The 16,187-nt window shown below is 65.5% G+C and carries 19 protein-coding genes; 8 read left to right on the forward strand and 11 right to left on the reverse strand.

The genetic code is table 11. The features are described 5' to 3' along the window. From CKO27_RS21525 to CKO27_RS21540, 4 genes are all read right to left on the reverse strand, one after another. A partial coding sequence (locus CKO27_RS21525; RefSeq protein ID WP_200376980.1) for an efflux RND transporter periplasmic adaptor subunit occupies positions 1–897 on the reverse strand: 897 nt, incomplete at its 3' end. A 62-nt stretch (positions 898–959) separates the two neighbouring features. Beyond that, on the reverse strand, positions 960–1,508 hold the full coding sequence (locus CKO27_RS21530) for an HPP family protein (protein WP_200376981.1): 549 nt from the start codon (positions 1,506–1,508) through the stop codon (positions 960–962). Next, a complete protein-coding gene (locus CKO27_RS21535; RefSeq protein ID WP_200376982.1) occupies positions 1,505–2,137 on the reverse strand; it encodes a CBS domain-containing protein in 633 nt (210 codons plus the stop codon). Before CKO27_RS21535 ends, CKO27_RS21530 begins: the two co-directional genes overlap by 4 nt. 107 nt (positions 2,138–2,244) lie before the next feature. Next, entirely contained in the window at positions 2,245–2,436 is a 192-nt protein-coding gene (locus CKO27_RS21540) for a response regulator (RefSeq protein ID WP_200376983.1), read from the reverse strand. 172 nt (positions 2,437–2,608) lie between these two features. Between CKO27_RS21540 and CKO27_RS21545 the strand changes: the two genes are divergently transcribed. Then, the gene (locus CKO27_RS21545; RefSeq protein ID WP_200376984.1) at positions 2,609–3,511 is read left to right on the forward strand and encodes a class I SAM-dependent methyltransferase; all 903 of its coding nucleotides are present in this window, start codon (positions 2,609–2,611) and stop codon (positions 3,509–3,511) included. A 166-nt stretch (positions 3,512–3,677) separates the two neighbouring features. Here CKO27_RS21545 and CKO27_RS21550 read toward each other — a convergent pair whose 3' ends face one another. The 6 genes from CKO27_RS21550 to CKO27_RS21575 form a co-directional block, all read right to left on the reverse strand. Then, complete coding sequence (locus CKO27_RS21550) at positions 3,678–4,250, reverse strand: Uma2 family endonuclease (protein ID WP_200376985.1); 573 nt, start codon at positions 4,248–4,250, stop codon at positions 3,678–3,680. Between the two features lie 88 nt (positions 4,251–4,338). Then, positions 4,339–6,777 carry a response regulator gene (locus CKO27_RS21555; RefSeq protein WP_200376986.1) on the reverse strand — a complete coding sequence of 813 codons (2,439 nt, stop codon included), beginning with the start codon at positions 6,775–6,777 and terminating at the stop codon, positions 4,339–4,341. Between the two features lie 117 nt (positions 6,778–6,894). Then, complete coding sequence (locus CKO27_RS21560) at positions 6,895–8,202, reverse strand: DUF58 domain-containing protein (protein WP_200376987.1); 1,308 nt, start codon at positions 8,200–8,202, stop codon at positions 6,895–6,897. Beyond that, entirely contained in the window at positions 8,199–8,987 is a 789-nt protein-coding gene (locus tag CKO27_RS21565; protein WP_200376988.1) for a PP-loop family protein, read from the reverse strand. The genes CKO27_RS21560 and CKO27_RS21565 overlap by 4 nt, the downstream gene beginning before the upstream one ends. Next, positions 8,914–9,534: a metallophosphoesterase family protein gene (locus CKO27_RS21570; protein ID WP_200376998.1), complete on the reverse strand. Its 621-nt coding sequence runs from the start codon at positions 9,532–9,534 to the stop codon at positions 8,914–8,916. Before CKO27_RS21570 ends, CKO27_RS21565 begins: the two co-directional genes overlap by 74 nt. A gap of 44 nt (positions 9,535–9,578) precedes the next feature. Further along, positions 9,579–10,577: a zinc-dependent alcohol dehydrogenase family protein gene (locus CKO27_RS21575; protein ID WP_200376989.1), complete on the reverse strand. Its 999-nt coding sequence runs from the start codon at positions 10,575–10,577 to the stop codon at positions 9,579–9,581. Between the two features lie 240 nt (positions 10,578–10,817). Here CKO27_RS21575 and CKO27_RS21580 point away from each other — a divergent pair, with 240 nt between their 5' ends. Then, on the forward strand, positions 10,818–12,392 hold the full coding sequence (locus CKO27_RS21580) for a bifunctional GNAT family N-acetyltransferase/carbon-nitrogen hydrolase family protein (protein WP_200376990.1): 1,575 nt from the start codon (positions 10,818–10,820) through the stop codon (positions 12,390–12,392). A 100-nt stretch (positions 12,393–12,492) separates the two neighbouring features. On the opposite strand, the gene CKO27_RS21585 is transcribed toward CKO27_RS21580, so the two are convergent. After that, on the reverse strand, positions 12,493–13,248 hold the full coding sequence (locus CKO27_RS21585) for a hypothetical protein (protein ID WP_200376991.1): 756 nt from the start codon (positions 13,246–13,248) through the stop codon (positions 12,493–12,495). Positions 13,249–13,804: 556 nt separating this feature from the next. Between CKO27_RS21585 and CKO27_RS21590 the strand changes: the two genes are divergently transcribed. The 6 genes from CKO27_RS21590 (at position 13,805) to CKO27_RS21615 (ending at position 15,667) form a co-directional block, all read left to right on the forward strand. Then, on the forward strand, positions 13,805–14,059 hold the full coding sequence (locus CKO27_RS21590; RefSeq protein ID WP_200376992.1) for a type II toxin-antitoxin system Phd/YefM family antitoxin: 255 nt from the start codon (positions 13,805–13,807) through the stop codon (positions 14,057–14,059). Beyond that, entirely contained in the window at positions 14,049–14,261 is a 213-nt protein-coding gene (locus CKO27_RS21595; protein ID WP_200376993.1) for a type II toxin-antitoxin system RelE family toxin, read from the forward strand. Before CKO27_RS21590 ends, CKO27_RS21595 begins: the two co-directional genes overlap by 11 nt. 71 nt (positions 14,262–14,332) lie before the next feature. Further along, the gene (locus CKO27_RS21600) at positions 14,333–14,593 is read left to right on the forward strand and encodes a UPF0175 family protein (protein ID WP_200376994.1); all 261 of its coding nucleotides are present in this window, start codon (positions 14,333–14,335) and stop codon (positions 14,591–14,593) included. Further along, the gene (locus tag CKO27_RS21605) at positions 14,590–15,084 is read left to right on the forward strand and encodes a PIN domain-containing protein (RefSeq protein WP_200376995.1); all 495 of its coding nucleotides are present in this window, start codon (positions 14,590–14,592) and stop codon (positions 15,082–15,084) included. The genes CKO27_RS21600 and CKO27_RS21605 overlap by 4 nt, the downstream gene beginning before the upstream one ends. A gap of 57 nt (positions 15,085–15,141) precedes the next feature. After that, a complete protein-coding gene (locus tag CKO27_RS21610) occupies positions 15,142–15,396 on the forward strand; it encodes a type II toxin-antitoxin system Phd/YefM family antitoxin (RefSeq protein ID WP_200376996.1) in 255 nt (84 codons plus the stop codon). Then, positions 15,386–15,667 (forward strand): type II toxin-antitoxin system RelE family toxin, encoded by a 282-nt coding sequence (locus CKO27_RS21615; RefSeq protein ID WP_200376997.1) that lies wholly within the window; start codon positions 15,386–15,388, stop codon positions 15,665–15,667. Before CKO27_RS21610 ends, CKO27_RS21615 begins: the two co-directional genes overlap by 11 nt. The last annotated feature ends 520 nt before the right edge of the window (positions 15,668–16,187 follow it).

Raw genomic sequence — 16,187 nt, forward strand, 5'->3', positions numbered from 1 at the left:
GGCGAAAACCACCTTGGCCAGCAGCTCCTCGGTGATGGCATCGGCGCGCGGCTCGACCCGCTCGACTTGACCATCCAGCGCGCCGAGCGGCTGCGAGCGCAGCGCGATGCGGGCCGCGAGACCGGCGCGCAACGCCCCCGCGCCGAGCTGATCGAAACGGACATCGACCCAGAGGCTGGCGGGATCGACCACCTCCACCACCGACTGCCCCGCCACCACCGTGCTCCCTGGTTCGGCGTCGCGCGAGACCACCAGACCGCCCAGCGGCAGGCCATCGGCCGGGGCGACCAGGCGCAGCGTGTCGCGCTGGCGCACCAGTGCCGCGCGCTCCGCGCGCACCCGTCCGAGATCCTGCTCGGCGGATTCCAGATTGGCCAACCCCAGCGCCACGCCGGCCTCGGCGATCTGCGCCTCCTGACGCTTGGCCTCCGCCGTGTCCTCGCTGGCGGTGCGCGCCAGCAGCAGTTGCTCATAGCGTTTGACCTGGGCGCTGGCGAAGTCGCGCCGCGCCTGGGCATCGCGCACCTGGGCACGGGCGGCGACCACGCCGGACTCGGCGCGGCGCAGGGCGGCGTCCTGAGCGGCGAGACGCTCGTCGAGATCGACCGGGTCCATCTCGCCGAGCCGTTGCCCGGCCTCGACCCGCTCGCCGACCTGAACCGCGACATGGCTCACCCGTCCGGCGATGGTCGGGCCGATGCGGTAGGTGTAGCGCGCCTCGACCGTCCCGACCCCGAACAGGGCCGGGGCGATCGCGTGTTCCTCGACGCTGACCAGGGTCACCAGCACCGGGGCCAGCGGCCCCGAGGTCAGCGCCAGCCACAGGAAGGCACCGAGCAGTGGAATGAGCACGGCGAGCAGGGAGAGGGCACGCCGACTGGGTTTGGGTAGATTCATCGAAGACTCACAGCATCCAGCGATTGAAAAAAGGGGTGGCCCGTGCGACCCGGTCGAGCCGGCTACAGCCAGAACTCCGGATAGCGCCGGGCGGCGGGGAGATTGTTGAAGAGCAGCGCCACGGCGAGCAGCACCAGCGGTCCCAGCGTGGCCGGTAGCAGCACGAAGAGATAGCCCATGGCATGGACCTGGTCGGAGCCGATGACGGCGATGAGCGCGGTCGCGCCGCCCGGCGGGTGCAGGGTGCGGGTCAGGTGCATGAGGGCGATGGCGGTGGCGACCGCGAGCGACTGAGCGAGCCAGGGCTCGCCGCCCAGCCACTGCCAGCAGGTCACGCCCACCAGCGCCGAGAGGACATGCCCGCCGATGAGGTTGCGCGGCTGCGCCAACGGGCTGCGCACCGCGCCGAATACCAGCACCGCCGAGGCGCCGAGCGAGCCGATGGCGAGCGTCAGATCGGTCCCGGCGAAGAACCACTGATTGAGCCACGCGACGGCGGCGATCCCCAGGAAGGCGCCCGTCCAGGACCAGAGCACCTCCGGCAGACTGACCCGAGGCGGGCTGCCATGGACGCTGCCGCGCATCTTGCTCAGATAGCCCTTCAGCCTCATGGCCGGCGATCCGGGTGACAGGCGTTGAGGAAAACCTTGCGCGGGAGCAGGCCCGCCAGACGGCCATCGGTGGTGAGCACCGGCATGGCCCGTCCGGGATGGCTGGCGAAGGCGGCGAGGATCTCACGCAGACCGGCGTGCAGCGGCACGCTGACCACGGGTGCGGTCATCAGTTCACCGACCGGGCGATGGTGCTGCTCCGACTTGATGCACTTGGCGTCCGCGATGACCCGCGCCATCAGGGCGAGGAAGGTCTCCGCCCCCAGGCCGCCCAGCACATCGGTCTCGGTCAGGATGCCGATCACGCGCCGCTGCCCGTCCACCACCGGCAGCGACTTCAGCCCCTGGCGCACGAAACTGGGGATGGCCTCGGCAAGCGGGATGTCCGGCGTCAGCGGTCGGACCTCGCGGCGCATCAGCCGTCCGGCGGTGATGCCGCTGAACAGTCGATCGAGCGCGTGACGATGCGCCAGATGATAGACCGCGCGGAAATCCATGGTGGTGATGTCGAGATAGCCGGGGATCTCGCGCATCGCCTCCAGGATGTCGTCGTCGGTCAGCTCGATCTCGGCGAGGTCGTCCTCCTCTGACGTCGGCTCCGAGGGGTCGTCGTGTGGGCTCTGGGTCATCGCTGGGATCCTCCGCTGGGCTTCTCGAACCCATTGGACGAGCACGGCGCGGCTGACGCCTTGATTCGAGTCAAACGCGCGCTCGCGGCGCTCCCGCGCGGCGGGCCTCACCCCACCCGTGTGCGATTGATCCACTGGATGATGGTGGTGTGCGGTGCCTTGAGCCCGAGCGGTTTGTTCGCATAGTCGTCCATGCCGGCGTCCAGGCATTGCTCGCGGTCGCCCGGCATGGCCAGCGCGACGAGCCGCGAGGCCGGGTCTGCGCCTAGGGGTACTCCCAACCCCTCCACCCCAGGCATCTGGACATCCATGAGTAAGAGACCGGGCGATGAGCGATTTGGCCCAAGATTCGTTGGTTCTCCCGATGCCTCTTTGCGGCGTTCGATCGAAGTATTGCGCGCAAGGCCGATTCCGAACAGGATGCCTGGGGGCTCTCGTTCGGAGCCATCCTGAACATGGAGGATTGTAAATATGCTCACGAAGATGTGGTGCAAACGAGCCAAGTCGCTTTCAGCCTTCCGCCCAACCTGGCTGGAGTCATTGGCCGAGTACGAACAACGAATCCATCGCAGCAGGAGCCCCGAGCAGCGCCGACGCCATGAGACCAGCCTGACACCCAGGGATCGGACGCCCTTCCAGACATCCGGTTACTGTTATCCCTGCCAAAGCCAAGTCGAGCTAGAGGTTGATTTCAGATACGCCTATCCGGTCGATGGCCGACTGCAACCCAATTGGCGCGAGCGACTGGTCTGTCCAGGCTGTCGCCTCAACAGCCGCGTGCGCGCGACCCTGCACCTGTTCGAGGAAGTCCTGGGGGGAAACCGCCAAGACCCCATCTACCTCACCGAGCAGAACACCGCGCTCCATCGCTGGATGTCGGAACGCTACGACCAACTGACCGGAAGCGAATTCCTCGGTCCCCACCTGAGATCCGGACAGGTCAGCGAACAGGGTCTTCGTCACGAGGATCTCACCCGGCTGAGTTTCGGCGACGACAGCCTGGACCATATCCTGTCGTTCGACGTGCTTGAGCATGTACCCGACTATCTGGCCGCGGCGCGCGACTGTCTGCGCTGTCTGAAGCCGGGCGGAACACTCTTTTTCAGCGTCCCCTTCATTGTCGATACCTATTCCAGCCTCGTCCGCGCCCGGATCGACGCGGATGGGCGGATCGAACATCTGCATCCACCCGAGTACCATGGCGACCCGGTCAATGCCGAGGGCTGCCTCTGCTACTACCACTTCGGTTGGGAACTCCTCGACCAACTGCGCGAACTGGGCTACGGCGAGGTGGGGGCCTACGATTACTGGTCGGCCGAGCATGGCTATCTGGGCCGCAACACCCTGATCTTCGTAGCGCGCAAACCGGACTGAAGGCGGTCATCGTCGAACGGACCCGGCCCGCCATGACCCGGCGACGCACAGTGCAGGGTCACCGAACCCACGAGTGAGCCGGAAGCCCGAGCGCCCCTGACCGCCTGTCGAAGCGCGACGGCGGAGTCTTCACGCGCCCGCGCTCGTGGTCATACCCGCGCGCTTTCTAATCCGCCCAGAGGGCGTTCAAGGCGAAGGGAGCGGCCTCGAATGGCGGCTGGCTCACAACGCCGTCGCCCTGGAGCGTCTCCAGCAACAGCCAGTGGCGATCCTCCTGGAGCCGATAGACCTCGAGCGTTCGCGCCTTGGGGTCGACCAGCCAGAGATAGGGAACCCCTTCCCGCGCGTAGAGCGGCATCTTGATGGCGCGATCCGTGCCGGCGGTCGCGGGGGAGAGGATCTCGCAGACCCAATCCGGCGCCAGCTCGAACCAGGCGGTGTCCGGCAGGGCCGGCATCCGCTCGCGCCGCCAGCCGGCGAGATCCGGAACCAGCACGTCCGCGCCCAGATGCAGTTCAGGCTCGTCCAGGATCCACCAGCCGCCCGGACCGCCTAGACCGCCATGGAAGGGACCGCCGATCAGAAAGCCGAGCGCCGAGTAAGCCAGCGCATGCTTGGGCGCTGGGCGCGGATGGGTATGCAGGGCGCCATGCAGGATCTCCCCGACCAGGTGTTCCGGCAGGCTGAGGATGTCCTCGTAGCAGGCAGGGCGTGGGGCGGTTTGTGTCGCGGGGTTCATGGCTCCTCCGGGATGATCTTGAGCGCGGCCTTGCCGGAGAGTGTGGCACCCGCGTCCGAGGCGCGCCAGAAGGCCCGCGCGAGCGCCCTCACCCCACCCGCGTGCGATTGATCCACTGGATGATGGTGGCGTGCAGCTCCTTGAGCCCGAGCGGCTTGCTCAGATAGTCGTCCATGCCGGCGTCCAGGCACTGCTCGCGGTCGCCGGGCATGGCCAGGGCGGTGAGCGCGATGATGGGGACGAGCCGCAGGGTCGGATCGGCGCGGAGTCGGCGGGTGGTCTCTAGGCCATCCATCCCAGGCATCTGGACATCCATGAGGATGACATCCGGACGTCGTTCGCGGGCGGCGTCGATGGCCTGGCCGCCGGTGCGAACCGCGCGCACCGCGCAGCCCCGAATCCGCAGATAGGTCGAGAGCATCTCCAGGTTGCTGGCATTGTCGTCGACCAGCAGGATCTGGGGCGGATCGAGCGGATCGGCCGGTGCGACCGGCTCGCCCCGCGCGTCCAGTTCGGGCTGGAGCCGATCGGCCTGTTGGGCGTCCGGATCCCAGGGCAGCCGGATCTCGAAGCGACTGCCCTTGCCGACCTCGCTTTCGACCTGGATCCGGCCCTGGTGCAACTCCGCCATCCCGGAGGCCAGCGCCAGTCCGAGTCCGGTGCCGTCGTACTGGCGCGCGGGTCGACTGTCCAACTGGACGAAGGGACGGAAGAGCCGGTCGAACTGGTCGCTCGGGATCCCTACGCCGGTATCCCAGATGCCGAAGCGCAGCTCGCGCCGCACCGGATCGCCTGTGACATCCAGCCCGATCGACCCGCCCGAGGGGGTGAACTTGACCGCGTTGCCGAGCAGGTTGACCAGCATCTGCTTGAGCCGGCGGCTGTCGCCGCGCACCAGCCGGACCTCGGGGTCGATGGACAGTGAGACCGCGAGTTCCTTGCGCTTGGCGGCGGGTCCGACCAGCCGCAGACTGGCGTCGCAGAGCTGGCTCACCGGAACCTGGTCCCAGCGCAGTTGCATCTGGCCGGAGGCGACCCGCGTCATGTCCAGGATGTCGTTGATCAGCTCCAGCAGATGGGTTCCGTTCTCGTGGATCATGTGGACCGCCTTGTCCTGCTGCTGGCTCAAGGGGCCGAGCAGTCCGTCCCCCATGGTCTCCGAGAGACCAAGGATGGAGGTCAGAGGGGTGCGCAGTTCGTGGCTCATGGCGGCGAGGAATTCGTCCTTCGCCTGGGCAGAGCGGGCCAGCTCCGCGTTGGCGCGATCCAGATCGAGGGTGCGGCGGCGCACGCGCTCGGCCAGTTGGGAACGCTCCTCGGCCAGCGCCTGGTGAGCCGCCTTCAAGGCCGTCTCGGCCTCCTTGCGGGCCTCGATGTCGGAGAAGGTGACCACCGCGCCGACTAGGGCGCCATCCCGGTGGATGGGGTTGGCGTGATACTCGACCGGAAAGCGGCGGCCGTCGGCGCGCCAGAACACCTCGTCGTCCACGCGCGCCGGCACGCCCTCGCGATAGGTGAGACGGGCCTTGCAGTGATCGGCGGGATAGTGCGAGCCGTCCGCGCGGGAATGGTGCAGGGTCTCGTGCATGTCGCGCCCCACCAACTCGGCCGGCGCGGCATAGCCGAGCATCCGCGCGCCCGCCGGGTTGCAGAAGATGCAGCGACCCTCGGTGTCGACGCCATAGATGCCCTCCCCCGTCGACTCCAGCAGCAGTCGCGAGCGCGCCTCGCTTTGCGTGAGGCTGGCCTCGAAGGCGGCCAGGCTCTCCTGCATGGCCGCGAGCGCCGCCAGCATCTCGGCCTGCTCGCCAGCGCCCTCGACCGCGATGGGGGTGGAAAAGTCCCCCGCGCTGACGCGCCGCGCGACGGCGGTGACGGTGGCGATCGGCTGGCCGATGGCGCGATCCACCAGCCAGATGAGCAGCAGCACCGCGCCGCTCATGACACCGCTGGTGATGAGCAGGATCCAGCGCTCCAGGCTCCGCGCCGAGACATCGAGTCGCGCCAGGGTGGCCTCCTTGTGGGCGAGCGCGGCGCTGACCACCTCGTCGAGCAGGTCGGTCGGCTCGCGATCGATCCCGCGCACCCGCCGGTCGACCTCCAGTTGGGGGGCCAGATCATCGGCGCGATAGAAGACGAGCGCGGCGCGGTATTCCCGGCCGAGCCGCCCGTGCGCGTCCAGGAACCGCTCGGCGGCGGCGCGCGCGCGGTCGTTCTCGTCGAGCAGCCGCACCAGCCGCTCCATGCTCTGCCGGGTCGCGATCTCTTCACGCTCGAAACGCTGGTAGTAGTTCGCGTAGAGCGACGGCTCCTGTCCGCGCAGCAGGATGTTCTTCCATTCCTGGACCTGTTTCTTGAAATGGACCTGGGAGGTCAGGGCCGCCACGAGGATGCTGGAGGAAAGCTCGCGAACCTCGGACTCGCGGGTCGAGGACTGCGTAAGCAGATGAAACCCATGAAGGCTGGCGAGAAGATTGATCGCCAGGATGGAGACGAGTCCGACGGCAAGCTTGGTTCGAATATGCATGCGTGGCTGTTAGCGAAAGGGACGGTCAGTGGTCGGTGGTCAGGCGAGGATTCGGCGGATACCGGTGGCGCGGAAGGCATCATAGGTTCACCGAGGGCGCTTCGCCACGGCCGATGCTCAGAGCACCCCGGCGCGCTTGATCTCGAAGTAGCGATTGACCAAGGCGATCGGGAGTTGCGCGGGCAGCAGGTCGAGCACCGCGACCCCGAGATGCTGGAGCCACTCGCGGTGACGCCGTCGCGAGGCGAGCCAGTCCTGGATCGCGTGAAAACGCAGGGCGTCCTGGAGATCCTGGATGGGTTTCGCGAGGTTCGTATCCAGGGACGATTCGCGCAGGTCCGCGATCACCACCAGATGACGCCGCCGCAGCAGACTGGCCGCTCGCTCCAGTCCGGCCTGGTCCTCGTCGCGGCTGTTGGTGATGAGCACCACCAGGGCGCGGCGAGGCACGGCTTGCAGGAGTTCACGCGCGGCGGATAGCGGATCGGCGGCCTCCAGGCTTGGCTGAAGGTCGTAAACCGCCTCCAGCAGCCGATTGACCGTCGCGGGATCCTTGCGGGGGGCGAACCAGCGTCTGGGTCCGCCATAGGTCATGAGCCCCACGGCGTCGCCCTGGCGCACGGCGACATAGGCGAGCAGCAGGAGCGCATTGAGCGCCTCGTCCAGATGACCGCGCCCGGACTCGTCCAGGTGCCGCATGCGTCGCCCGCAATCGAGCAGGAAGATCAGCCGCTGATCGCGCTCGTCCTGATACTCACGCGAGATCAGCTTGCGCACGCGCGAGGTCGCCTTCCAGTCGATCTGGCGCAGACTGTCGCCGAGGCGGTACTCGCGCAACTGATGAAACTCCGCGCCCGTGCCGCGCCGTTGCAGACGCCGCACGCCGAGCCCCGCGAGACGGTCGCTGGTCGCCAACAGGGTGTAGTGGCTGATCTCGGCGAAATTGGGGAAGACGCGCAGGGTGGCCGGCAGGGGTTGGGTGCGCCGCTGGACCCAAAGCCCCAGGGGCGAGCGCAGGGCGAGATCGCATCCGCTCATCGGCTGGTCGCCGCGCCGATGCGGCCGCAGCCGATACTCGATGGTCGCGCCCTGACTCGGCCCCAGGACGAGCGCCCGAGGCAGACCACTGACCTCGAAGTCGGCCGGATGCAAGTCATGCACTTGGAGCCGCAGCCGTCGACGCGAGGGGTTCTCGATCCTGAGCCGAACCGGGCTCCAGACGCCCTGGGGCAAGGTCCGGTTCAGGCTCCGCGACAGGATCGGCGAGGGCCAGCGACGCAGGAGCAGCAGATCGACGCTGGCGACCCCGAGGATGAGGACACCGAGGATTCGCCAGGCCGGAACCGCCGAGGTCGTCCAGGCCGCCGCGATCCCGAGCGCCGACCAGACCCCGAGCGCCAGAATCAGCGGGGTGCCTGGTCTCACTCGGCCCCGGTCGCGGAGGACGCCGGCCAGCCCGGCTCGGGCAGCCCGCCCTCGGTCATGATCGGCTTGATGGCGTGGAGGATGTTGGAAAAGAGCGTGTCGTGACCGGCCTCCTCTTGCGCGAGCAGGGCCTTCATGTGCTCGCGCCGGGTCGGCATGGAGAAACAGGCCGGGCAGGAGTCGGGAATGACGGGCAGCCCGGCGCGGCGGGCGAAATCCCCCGTCTGGCGCTCGCGGCAGTACACCAGCGGGCGGATGACCCGGACATCGCCCTCCTGGTTGCGATAGTGAGCCTTCATGGTCCGCAACTGGCCGCCGTGAAAGAGCGACATCAGGAGGCTCTCGGCCAGGTCGTCCAGATGCTGGCCCAGGGCGAGGACGTTATAGCCGCGCTCCCGGCAGATGCGGTACATGATGCCGCGCTTCATACGCGAGCAATAGGCACAGAAGGAGTCGCCGTCCATGTGGACCTTGGCCTGTTCCATCAGGGGTTGCTGCTCGTAGTGCCAGGGCACGCCCAGACGCTCGTAGTAATCCTTGAGCGCTTGCGGATCGAAACCGGGAACCTCGGGATCGACGGTCAGGACCGCCAGCTCGAAGCGCACCGGGGCGTAGGTACGCAGGTGGTTGAGAATCTGGAGGAGCGAGAGCGAATCCTTGCCGCCCGAGACGCCGAGCAGGATGCGATCCCCCTCGCCGATCATTCTGAAGTCAGCGATGGCCCGCCCGACCTGGCGGAGCAGTGACTTGGGTGGCTTGACCGAGTTGATGCTTGGATTGTTCATGTGAACGAGTGTATCCCAGTCCCCGTCCCGGCATCGAAAGTGGGAATCGATGGGTCTCGACACGCCAGTCCCCGGCGGTCGCCGTGAGGACCATGCAGGAGGGTCCGCCGTGGGTGCGCGAGCGGCCCGCCGCGCCGGGATTGAGGATCCAGGGGATGGTCCCGAGGTCTTCCGCCAATTGGTGGCTGTGCCCGTAGACGATGACGCGCGCGAGCGGAAAGCGCAGGCGCAGCAGGCGGTGACGATCGCGCGCCGGCACCTGATGTCCATGGATCAGCACCAGGGCACCGCCCGGCAGTGGCTGCTCCAGCCACTCGGGCAGGTGGACGAGCAGACGCCGATCCTCCTCCGGCCATTTGCGGGCGACGTCGTTGTTGCCGAACACCGCCAGCACCCGTCCCAGCCGGGGCTGGAGCTGGGCCAGGATGGAGGCGTGACCGATATCGCCGCCATGCACCGCGATGTCGCAGCCGGCCACGACCTCCTGGACGCGCGGATCAAGCGCGCCATGGGTGTCGGACAGCAGGGCGACCCGCACTTGTGTCATGGTCGGGATAGCGTTCAATTGGACCTCGGTCGATTCACGCGCTTTCAATCCATCGTCAAGGCCAGTTTACCCGTCACATGACCCTGCTCGATCAGACGATGCGCCTCGGCGGCCTGCGCCAGGGGGAAGGTTTGGGAGACATGAAGCCGCAGCTCCCCACGGTCGATCAGGTTGCCGCAGCGCCTGAGGATCTCGCCCTGATGCAGGCGTGCCCGAGGCAGATCCCTGAGCATGGGGGTCAGCATCAGCTCCAGGCTGATACGCAGATTGCGTACCCGCGCCTCCTTGAGATCCAGCTCCGGCCCCGGATCGAGGATGGTCACCAGATCGCCATAAGGCGCCATGGCCGGGATGGTGCGCCGGAAAACCTCCGGCCCGACCGTATCCAGGGCGATATCGACACCCCGCCCCTCGGTCCAGTCCATGACCGCCTCGACCAGATCCTCTTCCTGGTAGTTGATGCAGAACTCGGCCCCCAGGGCGTGGGCGAAGTCGGCCTTCTCGGCGCTGCTTACGGTGGTGCAGACCCGCGCGCCGGCCGCCCTGGCGAGTTGGATGGCGACATGGCCGACCCCGCCGGCACCGGCGTGGATCAGCACCCGCTGTCCCTCCGCGAGCCGCGCCCGATCATGCAGCGCCTCCCAGGCGGTGAGCAGCACCAGGGGGGCCGAGGCGGCCTGGATCATGTCGATGGCGCGCGGCTTGGCCTGGGCCAGATGGTTGTCCAGCACCAGGTATTCAGCGTAGTTGCCCACCGGACCGCCGATACCGCCGTGACAGAACCAGACCTCGTCGCCCGGCTTGAAGCGGGTCACATCCGCGCCGACGGCCTCGACGACTCCGGCCCCATCGCAACCCAGCACGGCCGGCAGGCCGTCCGGCAGCAAGGGGCCCTTGGCGCGGATCTTGGTATCCACCGGATTCACGCCCGCGGCAGCGAGCTTGACCAGGATATCCTCAGGTCCAGTCAGCTCGGGACGGGGACGTTCCACGAGCCTCAGAACCTCCGGCCCGCCGGTTTCTCGAATTTCGATCGCTTTCATGTCAGGAATCCCGTGTGGCGACAAAACCTAGATCCCATCGACCCGGCGCGCCTGGTCAAGACGACGGGAGGACGATATCTCTCCGTGATGTGAGGGCGAAGGCCCCCCGTGGACAAGGCCGGCGCCCCGATCCAACCACCGGAAACATCGCCCTTGACGAAGCCAGGCGGCCTTTCTGTCACAATCATTGTGCCAAAGGCACGCCGATCGCGCCGTGCCCTCATCACCGGAGTGTTCATCATGCCCAACAGGCCCCGGAGCAGCGCCACCAAACCCCAACTGCTCGTGCGCAACGCTCGTATCAAGGACATCGCGGCCATCCGCTCGCTTGTTTCAAAAGTGTACGAGCCGTCCGGGCTGGGGAGTTACTCGCCGGCCATGCTGCGGGGCCAGATCAACAACTTCTCCGAAGGCCAGTTCGTGGCCGAATACGAAGGGTCCATCGTCGGCTACTGCGCCACCTTTCTGATCGACGGCCAGAATGCCCTGAGAGCGCACACCTGGCGCGAGATCACCGGCGGCGGCTACGCCTCGCGCCACGATCCGGATGGCGACTATCTCTATGGGATGGAGGTCTGCGTCGACCCCGACTACCGGGGATTGCGCATCGGCCAACGACTCTACGACGAGCGCCGGAAGCTGGCGCGCTCCTGGGGGGCCAAGGGGATCGTCTTCGGTGGACGCCTGCCGACGCTGGCCAAGCGGCTGCGCCGTTTCGATGACCCCAAGGCGTACCTGGAAGAGGTGAAACATAGCCGCCAGCGCGATCCAGTGTTGACCTTCCAGATGCGCAATGGTTTCGAGGTGCTGGGTCTGTTGCCCGATTATCTCCCCGAGGACAAGGATTCGCTCGGCTACGCCGTGCATCTGATCTGGCGCAATCCGAATGCTCCCGACGAGCAGGAAGAAAAACGGGCGAAAACCTATGGGGCTCGATTACCAGACACGGTTCGGGTCGCCAGCGTGCAGTACATGCAGCGGCGCGTCGGCTCCTTCGACGAGTTCCTGGATCTGGTGCGTTACTTCGTCGACGTCACCTCCGAATACCGAGCGGATTTCGTCGTCTTCCCCGAACTCTTCTCGCTCCAGCTCCTCTCCATGGAGGACCAGGAACTCTCGCCCGCCAAATCCATCGAGGCCCTGACCAAGTACACCACGCCGCTCAAGGAGGCGCTGCGCGACATGGCGGTGCGCTACAACATCAACATCATCGGCGGCTCGCACCCGACCCGCATGCCCAATGGACGGGTCGAGAACATCTGCTACGTCTGTCTGCGCGGCGGCGAGATCCACGAACAGCCCAAGATCCATCCGACCCCGAACGAAGTCTACTGGTGGAATATCGAGGGCGGTCACTCGCTCAACGCCATCAACACCGACTGCGGCCCCATCGGCGTGCTCATCTGCTACGACGCCGAGTTCCCCGAGCTTGGCCGTCATCTGGCCGACCAGGGGGCCAATATCGTGTTCGTCCCCTTCTGCACCGACGAGCGCCAATCCTATCTGCGGGTGCGTTACTGCGCGCAGGCCCGCGCGGTCGAGAACCAGTGCTATGTGGTCATGTCCGGCAACGTCGGCAACCTGCCGAATGTGCACAACATGGACATCCAGTACGCCCAGAGCTGCATCCTCACCCCCTGCGACTTCCCCTTCGCCCGCGACGGCATCTCCGCCGACACCACGCCCAATGTCGAGACCGTCGCCTTCGCCGATCTGCGCCTGGAGGCGCTGAGGGCCGCGCGCAACGGCGGCACGGTGCAGAATCTCAAGGACCGTCGGCATGATCTCTACACCACGGTATGGCGGGAGAAATAGACCCGCGTGACGGCTCCGGGGGATGGCCTGGCGAGGATAGGGAGGCTGGAATAGCGACACCTGGACCGGAGCTTCCCGCCAAGCAACCATCCATCCCAGGCTATCGCAAGTCGTTTTCCGCCTTGAGGACAAGGATGACCGTATCCTGAACAATCTCCCACCGACTCAAGAATCCAACCTCCTTCAGCTCGTCGAGTGCCTTGACGATCGTCGGGGTGGCATTGGTGCCGGCGATCCCGGCGATGCTGGCCAGCGTGCCAATGGTGTGCCTTCCCGGATTCTTGTGAGAGGACAGATAGGCGTGAACCGCCCTCGCGGTGGGGTTCTTGAGCGTCCGGCGCTGCTCCATGTCGAGGGACGACCATCCGTGCTGGAACAGACGCATGAATTCGGGGTTGAGTCGCAGCACGTAATGCTTGTCCGCCTCGCAACGCGAGGCACTCTCGACCAAATGACCGACATAGGCCTGTTCCGGAGTAATGATCTCGACCATCCCCAGCGTGAGGCGGGCGATGACCGATTGCAGCCAGGCGTGAGCGGCTCCGGTGAGGCCCTTGTTCAGCGAGACGAGCAACTCGTCGGCGGCGAATTCGGAGCGCTCCGGCTGTTCCTTGATGGCATTGATGATCTCCATGAAAACATCCAGATCCGACCGATCGAACCGCTCGCCGCTGAATCGCACCCGCATATGACCGACCGTGAAAATCTCCACGTTCGTCACGCATGTCCGCTTACCGCGGCTGATCGAGGGAAAGAGCGCGCCGCGGAACGCGGCCGACGGCGCCGAACGCTTGTCGCTCGACCAAGCGGGAAGCAGCGGGCCGTCGCCGGCCTGGGCCGGACACCTCGTGGGCATGGTCTCGCCCGCCGGCTCGATGGGCGGGGTAATCGTGTTTGTCGTATCGGAATCCACTGACCGTTCCAACCCAATTCAGACGTTTCGTGGGTCGTCCGCCAACCAGGCGGGCGATCGAGAAAGCTACCGCGGCAGGCCTTCGAACAGGACGCCCGGATTGACCGGCCTGGTGATGAAATCGCTCATCCCCGCCTGGAAACAGCGGGCCTCTTATCCTCGGGCCGTTGTCGAATCCGCCGGGTCGCCTCCAGTCCGTCCATTCCAGGCATCCGCCTGTCCATCAGGATCGGATCCTACTCATTCCGACCGACCCGCGCGACGCCCGTCACCTCATCCTCGGCCAGGTCGACCAGCCGTCCGACCGCCTCCAGCATGACATGATTTCCTGGTCGATGGGCTCGCCCTCCACCAGGAAGGGTGCGATCAAAAGCGAGGCGCGCCGGCCATCCCGTACGCTCCAAGGCTCAAACGTCGCCGCCCGGCAGGACAGGGCGTCTCACGCGAAGACCGATCGCGGATGCTATTCTGAGGGCTCTTAATCGATTGGCAGAGCGTCATGACCCATCTCATCCTAGCGGAAGTTACCGCCAGCGTGTCCGAATTGAAACGGAACCCCACGGGGACCGTGGCGGCTGGCGAAGGCTTTCCGGTCGCCATCCTCAACCGCAACGAGCCGGCGTTCTATTGTGTGCCGGCGCCTGCCTACGAGGCCCTGATGGATCGGCTGGAAGACCTGGAACTGAATGCGCTGGCCGATGCCCGCCTCGCGGATGGACAGACACCGCTGAAGGTGTCGTTGGATGAGCTATGAACTGGCCTTTCATCCGGAGGCTCTGAAAGAGTGGGGCAAACTGGATGCCTCTGTGCGGGCCCAGTTCAAGAAGAAGCTCGCTGAACGCCTGCTCAACCCGCGCGTCCCGGCGGCGCAGCTTGCGGGACGCTCCGACCGCGACAAGATCGAACCACTTTCCCCTCGCACTCGAAACAGAGTGCGCCCTCTATCTTCCCTCTGAGTTGCGGCTCGACACCCGTCAGGACGAGCAGCACAATGACGTTCGCTCGCAAAATCCGTCAGGAGCCTCCGATGGCCTCAGCGCAGATCGATATTCCGCAGGATATATTGGACTCCGCCCGTTTGTCGCCGGACCAGCTCAAGCAGGAGCTTGCCATCAGCCTCTATGCTCAACGGCGGCTTTCGATCGGGAAGGCGCGCGAGCTTGCCGGGATGTCTCTGTGGCGGTTTCGGCAGTTGCTGGCGTCGCGCGAGCTACCCGCTCACTATGACGAGGCGGATCTGTTCGAGGATCTGGACACGTTATCCAACTGGGACCGCCCGGCGTCATGAGGCGGGTTGTCAGCAACACCTCGCCACTGACCAATCTCGCGGCCATCGGCCAACTCAACCTGCTGCAAGCGCTGTTCGGTCGTCTCGACATTGCCCATGCGGTCTGGGATGAGTTGAACGCCAACGGCCGATCCTGGCCCGGTCGCGATGAAGTCGCGCGGGCCTCCTGGATCGTTCGCCAAACACCCAACAACCGCGCGCTGATTCGTGCCTTGCAACGGGATCTCGACCGGGGCGAGTCCGAGAGCATCGCGCTCGCGGTCGAGTTGGAAGCGGATCTCATCCTGCTGGACGAGCAGGACGGGCGACGACTTGCACAGCAACAGGGATTGACGCCCATGGGCGTGGTCGGGGTTCTGCTGCTGGCGAAGCAACGCGGCTTGTTGCCGGCCATCCGGCCGTGCCTCGATGCGCTGAGAACCGATGCCGGCTTCTGGCTTGGCGATTCGGTGTATCGGCTCGCGCTTCAGAAGGCGCGTGAATCGTCTTGAATCACAAGGCCGATTGCGGATGCTATTCTGAGTGCTCTTGATCGACTGGAGATTGTCATGACCCATCTCATCCTGGCGGAAGTCACCGCTAGCGTGTCCGAATTGAAGCGGAACCCCATGGGAACCGTGGCGGCTGGCGAGGGCTTTCCGGTCGCCATCCTCAACCGCAATGAACCGGCGTTCTACTGCGTTCCGGCCCATGCTTACGAGGCGCTGATAGATCGGCTGGAAGACTTGGAACTGAATGCGCTGGCCGATGCCCGCCTTGACGACGGGCAGGCACTGCTCAAGGTGTCGTTGGATGAGCTATGAACTGACCTTTCATCCTGAGGCGCTGAAGGAATGGGGCAAACTGGATGCATCGGTGAGGACCCAGTTCAAGAAGAAGCTCGCTGAACGCCTGCTCAACCCGCGTGTCCCGGCCGCGCAACTGTTGGGGCGATCTGATCGCTATAAAATCAAACTGCGAACGGTGGGTTACCGACTGGTCTATGAGGTTCGGGATGCCGAACTGATCATCCTCGTTGTGGCGGTGGGAAAGCGCGAACGCAATGCGGTTTATCAGATCGCCATGAAACGGTAGGGAAATGGCGCTGAGCATGGTTGGCCGGGAATCCAGGCTCAGGCTTCAAGGCGACCAACGGAGGATGGAATTTCTCTCGAATTTCAGATGTGATCAGTGAGTTCGCGTCACGCGCAGTGGGAATCGGTGTCGTTTTCGTGGCTCCGTATTAGCGTGTGGAAATGGGTAGTGTCAGGTAGTGTCTCCGTTTCTTTAGATTCGCCATTGTTGATCGCCTTAACGATATCCCCCCAATGCGTACAGGTCAGCGATTGGCCAGACTGAAACGCGACCATGGATAAGAATGGATCCTGCTCACCCCGCTGTGGAAATCAATCACTATGGACTAGAAGTCCATAGTATGGATTGCGGCTGAAAGCCGCGTTTCGGCTGAAGCCGACTGAAAGACACTCACCTGGTTCCGTGAACTGAATGAACCGTCTTCCAAGAATTCCCGTTACATAACAAGAGGATGGAGGTAAAATACGCCCATTCTAGGGCTCACCCGGCAGGTGACAAGTTGCGACGTTTCATCATCACG

Origin of the sequence: Thiocystis violacea, from assembly GCF_016583575.1 — a bacterium.
Taxonomy (GTDB): Bacteria; Pseudomonadota; Gammaproteobacteria; order Chromatiales; family Chromatiaceae; genus Thiocystis; species Thiocystis violacea.

Bases quoted from the DNA above. Each gene is read 5' to 3' on its own strand.
- CKO27_RS21530 (WP_200376981.1), bottom strand. From the start codon at position 1,508: ATGAGGCTGAAGGGCTATCTGAGCAAGATGCGCGGCAGCGTCCATGGC.
- CKO27_RS21535 (WP_200376982.1), bottom strand. From the start codon at position 2,137: ATGACCCAGAGCCCACACGACGACCCCTCGGAGCCGACGTCAGAGGAG.
- CKO27_RS21540 (WP_200376983.1), bottom strand. From the start codon at position 2,436: ATGCCTGGGGTGGAGGGGTTGGGAGTACCCCTAGGCGCAGACCCGGCC.
- CKO27_RS21545 (WP_200376984.1), top strand. From the start codon at position 2,609: ATGCTCACGAAGATGTGGTGCAAACGAGCCAAGTCGCTTTCAGCCTTC.
- CKO27_RS21550 (WP_200376985.1), bottom strand. From the start codon at position 4,250: ATGAACCCCGCGACACAAACCGCCCCACGCCCTGCCTGCTACGAGGAC.
- CKO27_RS21555 (WP_200376986.1), bottom strand. From the start codon at position 6,777: ATGCATATTCGAACCAAGCTTGCCGTCGGACTCGTCTCCATCCTGGCG.
- CKO27_RS21565 (WP_200376988.1), bottom strand. From the start codon at position 8,987: ATGAACAATCCAAGCATCAACTCGGTCAAGCCACCCAAGTCACTGCTC.
- CKO27_RS21570 (WP_200376998.1), bottom strand. From the start codon at position 9,534: ATGACACAAGTGCGGGTCGCCCTGCTGTCCGACACCCATGGCGCGCTT.
- CKO27_RS21575 (WP_200376989.1), bottom strand. From the start codon at position 10,577: ATGAAAGCGATCGAAATTCGAGAAACCGGCGGGCCGGAGGTTCTGAGG.
- CKO27_RS21580 (WP_200376990.1), top strand. From the start codon at position 10,818: ATGCCCAACAGGCCCCGGAGCAGCGCCACCAAACCCCAACTGCTCGTG.
- CKO27_RS21585 (WP_200376991.1), bottom strand. From the start codon at position 13,248: ATGCCCACGAGGTGTCCGGCCCAGGCCGGCGACGGCCCGCTGCTTCCC.
- CKO27_RS21590 (WP_200376992.1), top strand. From the start codon at position 13,805: ATGACCCATCTCATCCTAGCGGAAGTTACCGCCAGCGTGTCCGAATTG.
- CKO27_RS21595 (WP_200376993.1), top strand. From the start codon at position 14,049: ATGAGCTATGAACTGGCCTTTCATCCGGAGGCTCTGAAAGAGTGGGGC.
- CKO27_RS21600 (WP_200376994.1), top strand. From the start codon at position 14,333: ATGGCCTCAGCGCAGATCGATATTCCGCAGGATATATTGGACTCCGCC.
- CKO27_RS21605 (WP_200376995.1), top strand. From the start codon at position 14,590: ATGAGGCGGGTTGTCAGCAACACCTCGCCACTGACCAATCTCGCGGCC.
- CKO27_RS21610 (WP_200376996.1), top strand. From the start codon at position 15,142: ATGACCCATCTCATCCTGGCGGAAGTCACCGCTAGCGTGTCCGAATTG.
- CKO27_RS21615 (WP_200376997.1), top strand. From the start codon at position 15,386: ATGAGCTATGAACTGACCTTTCATCCTGAGGCGCTGAAGGAATGGGGC.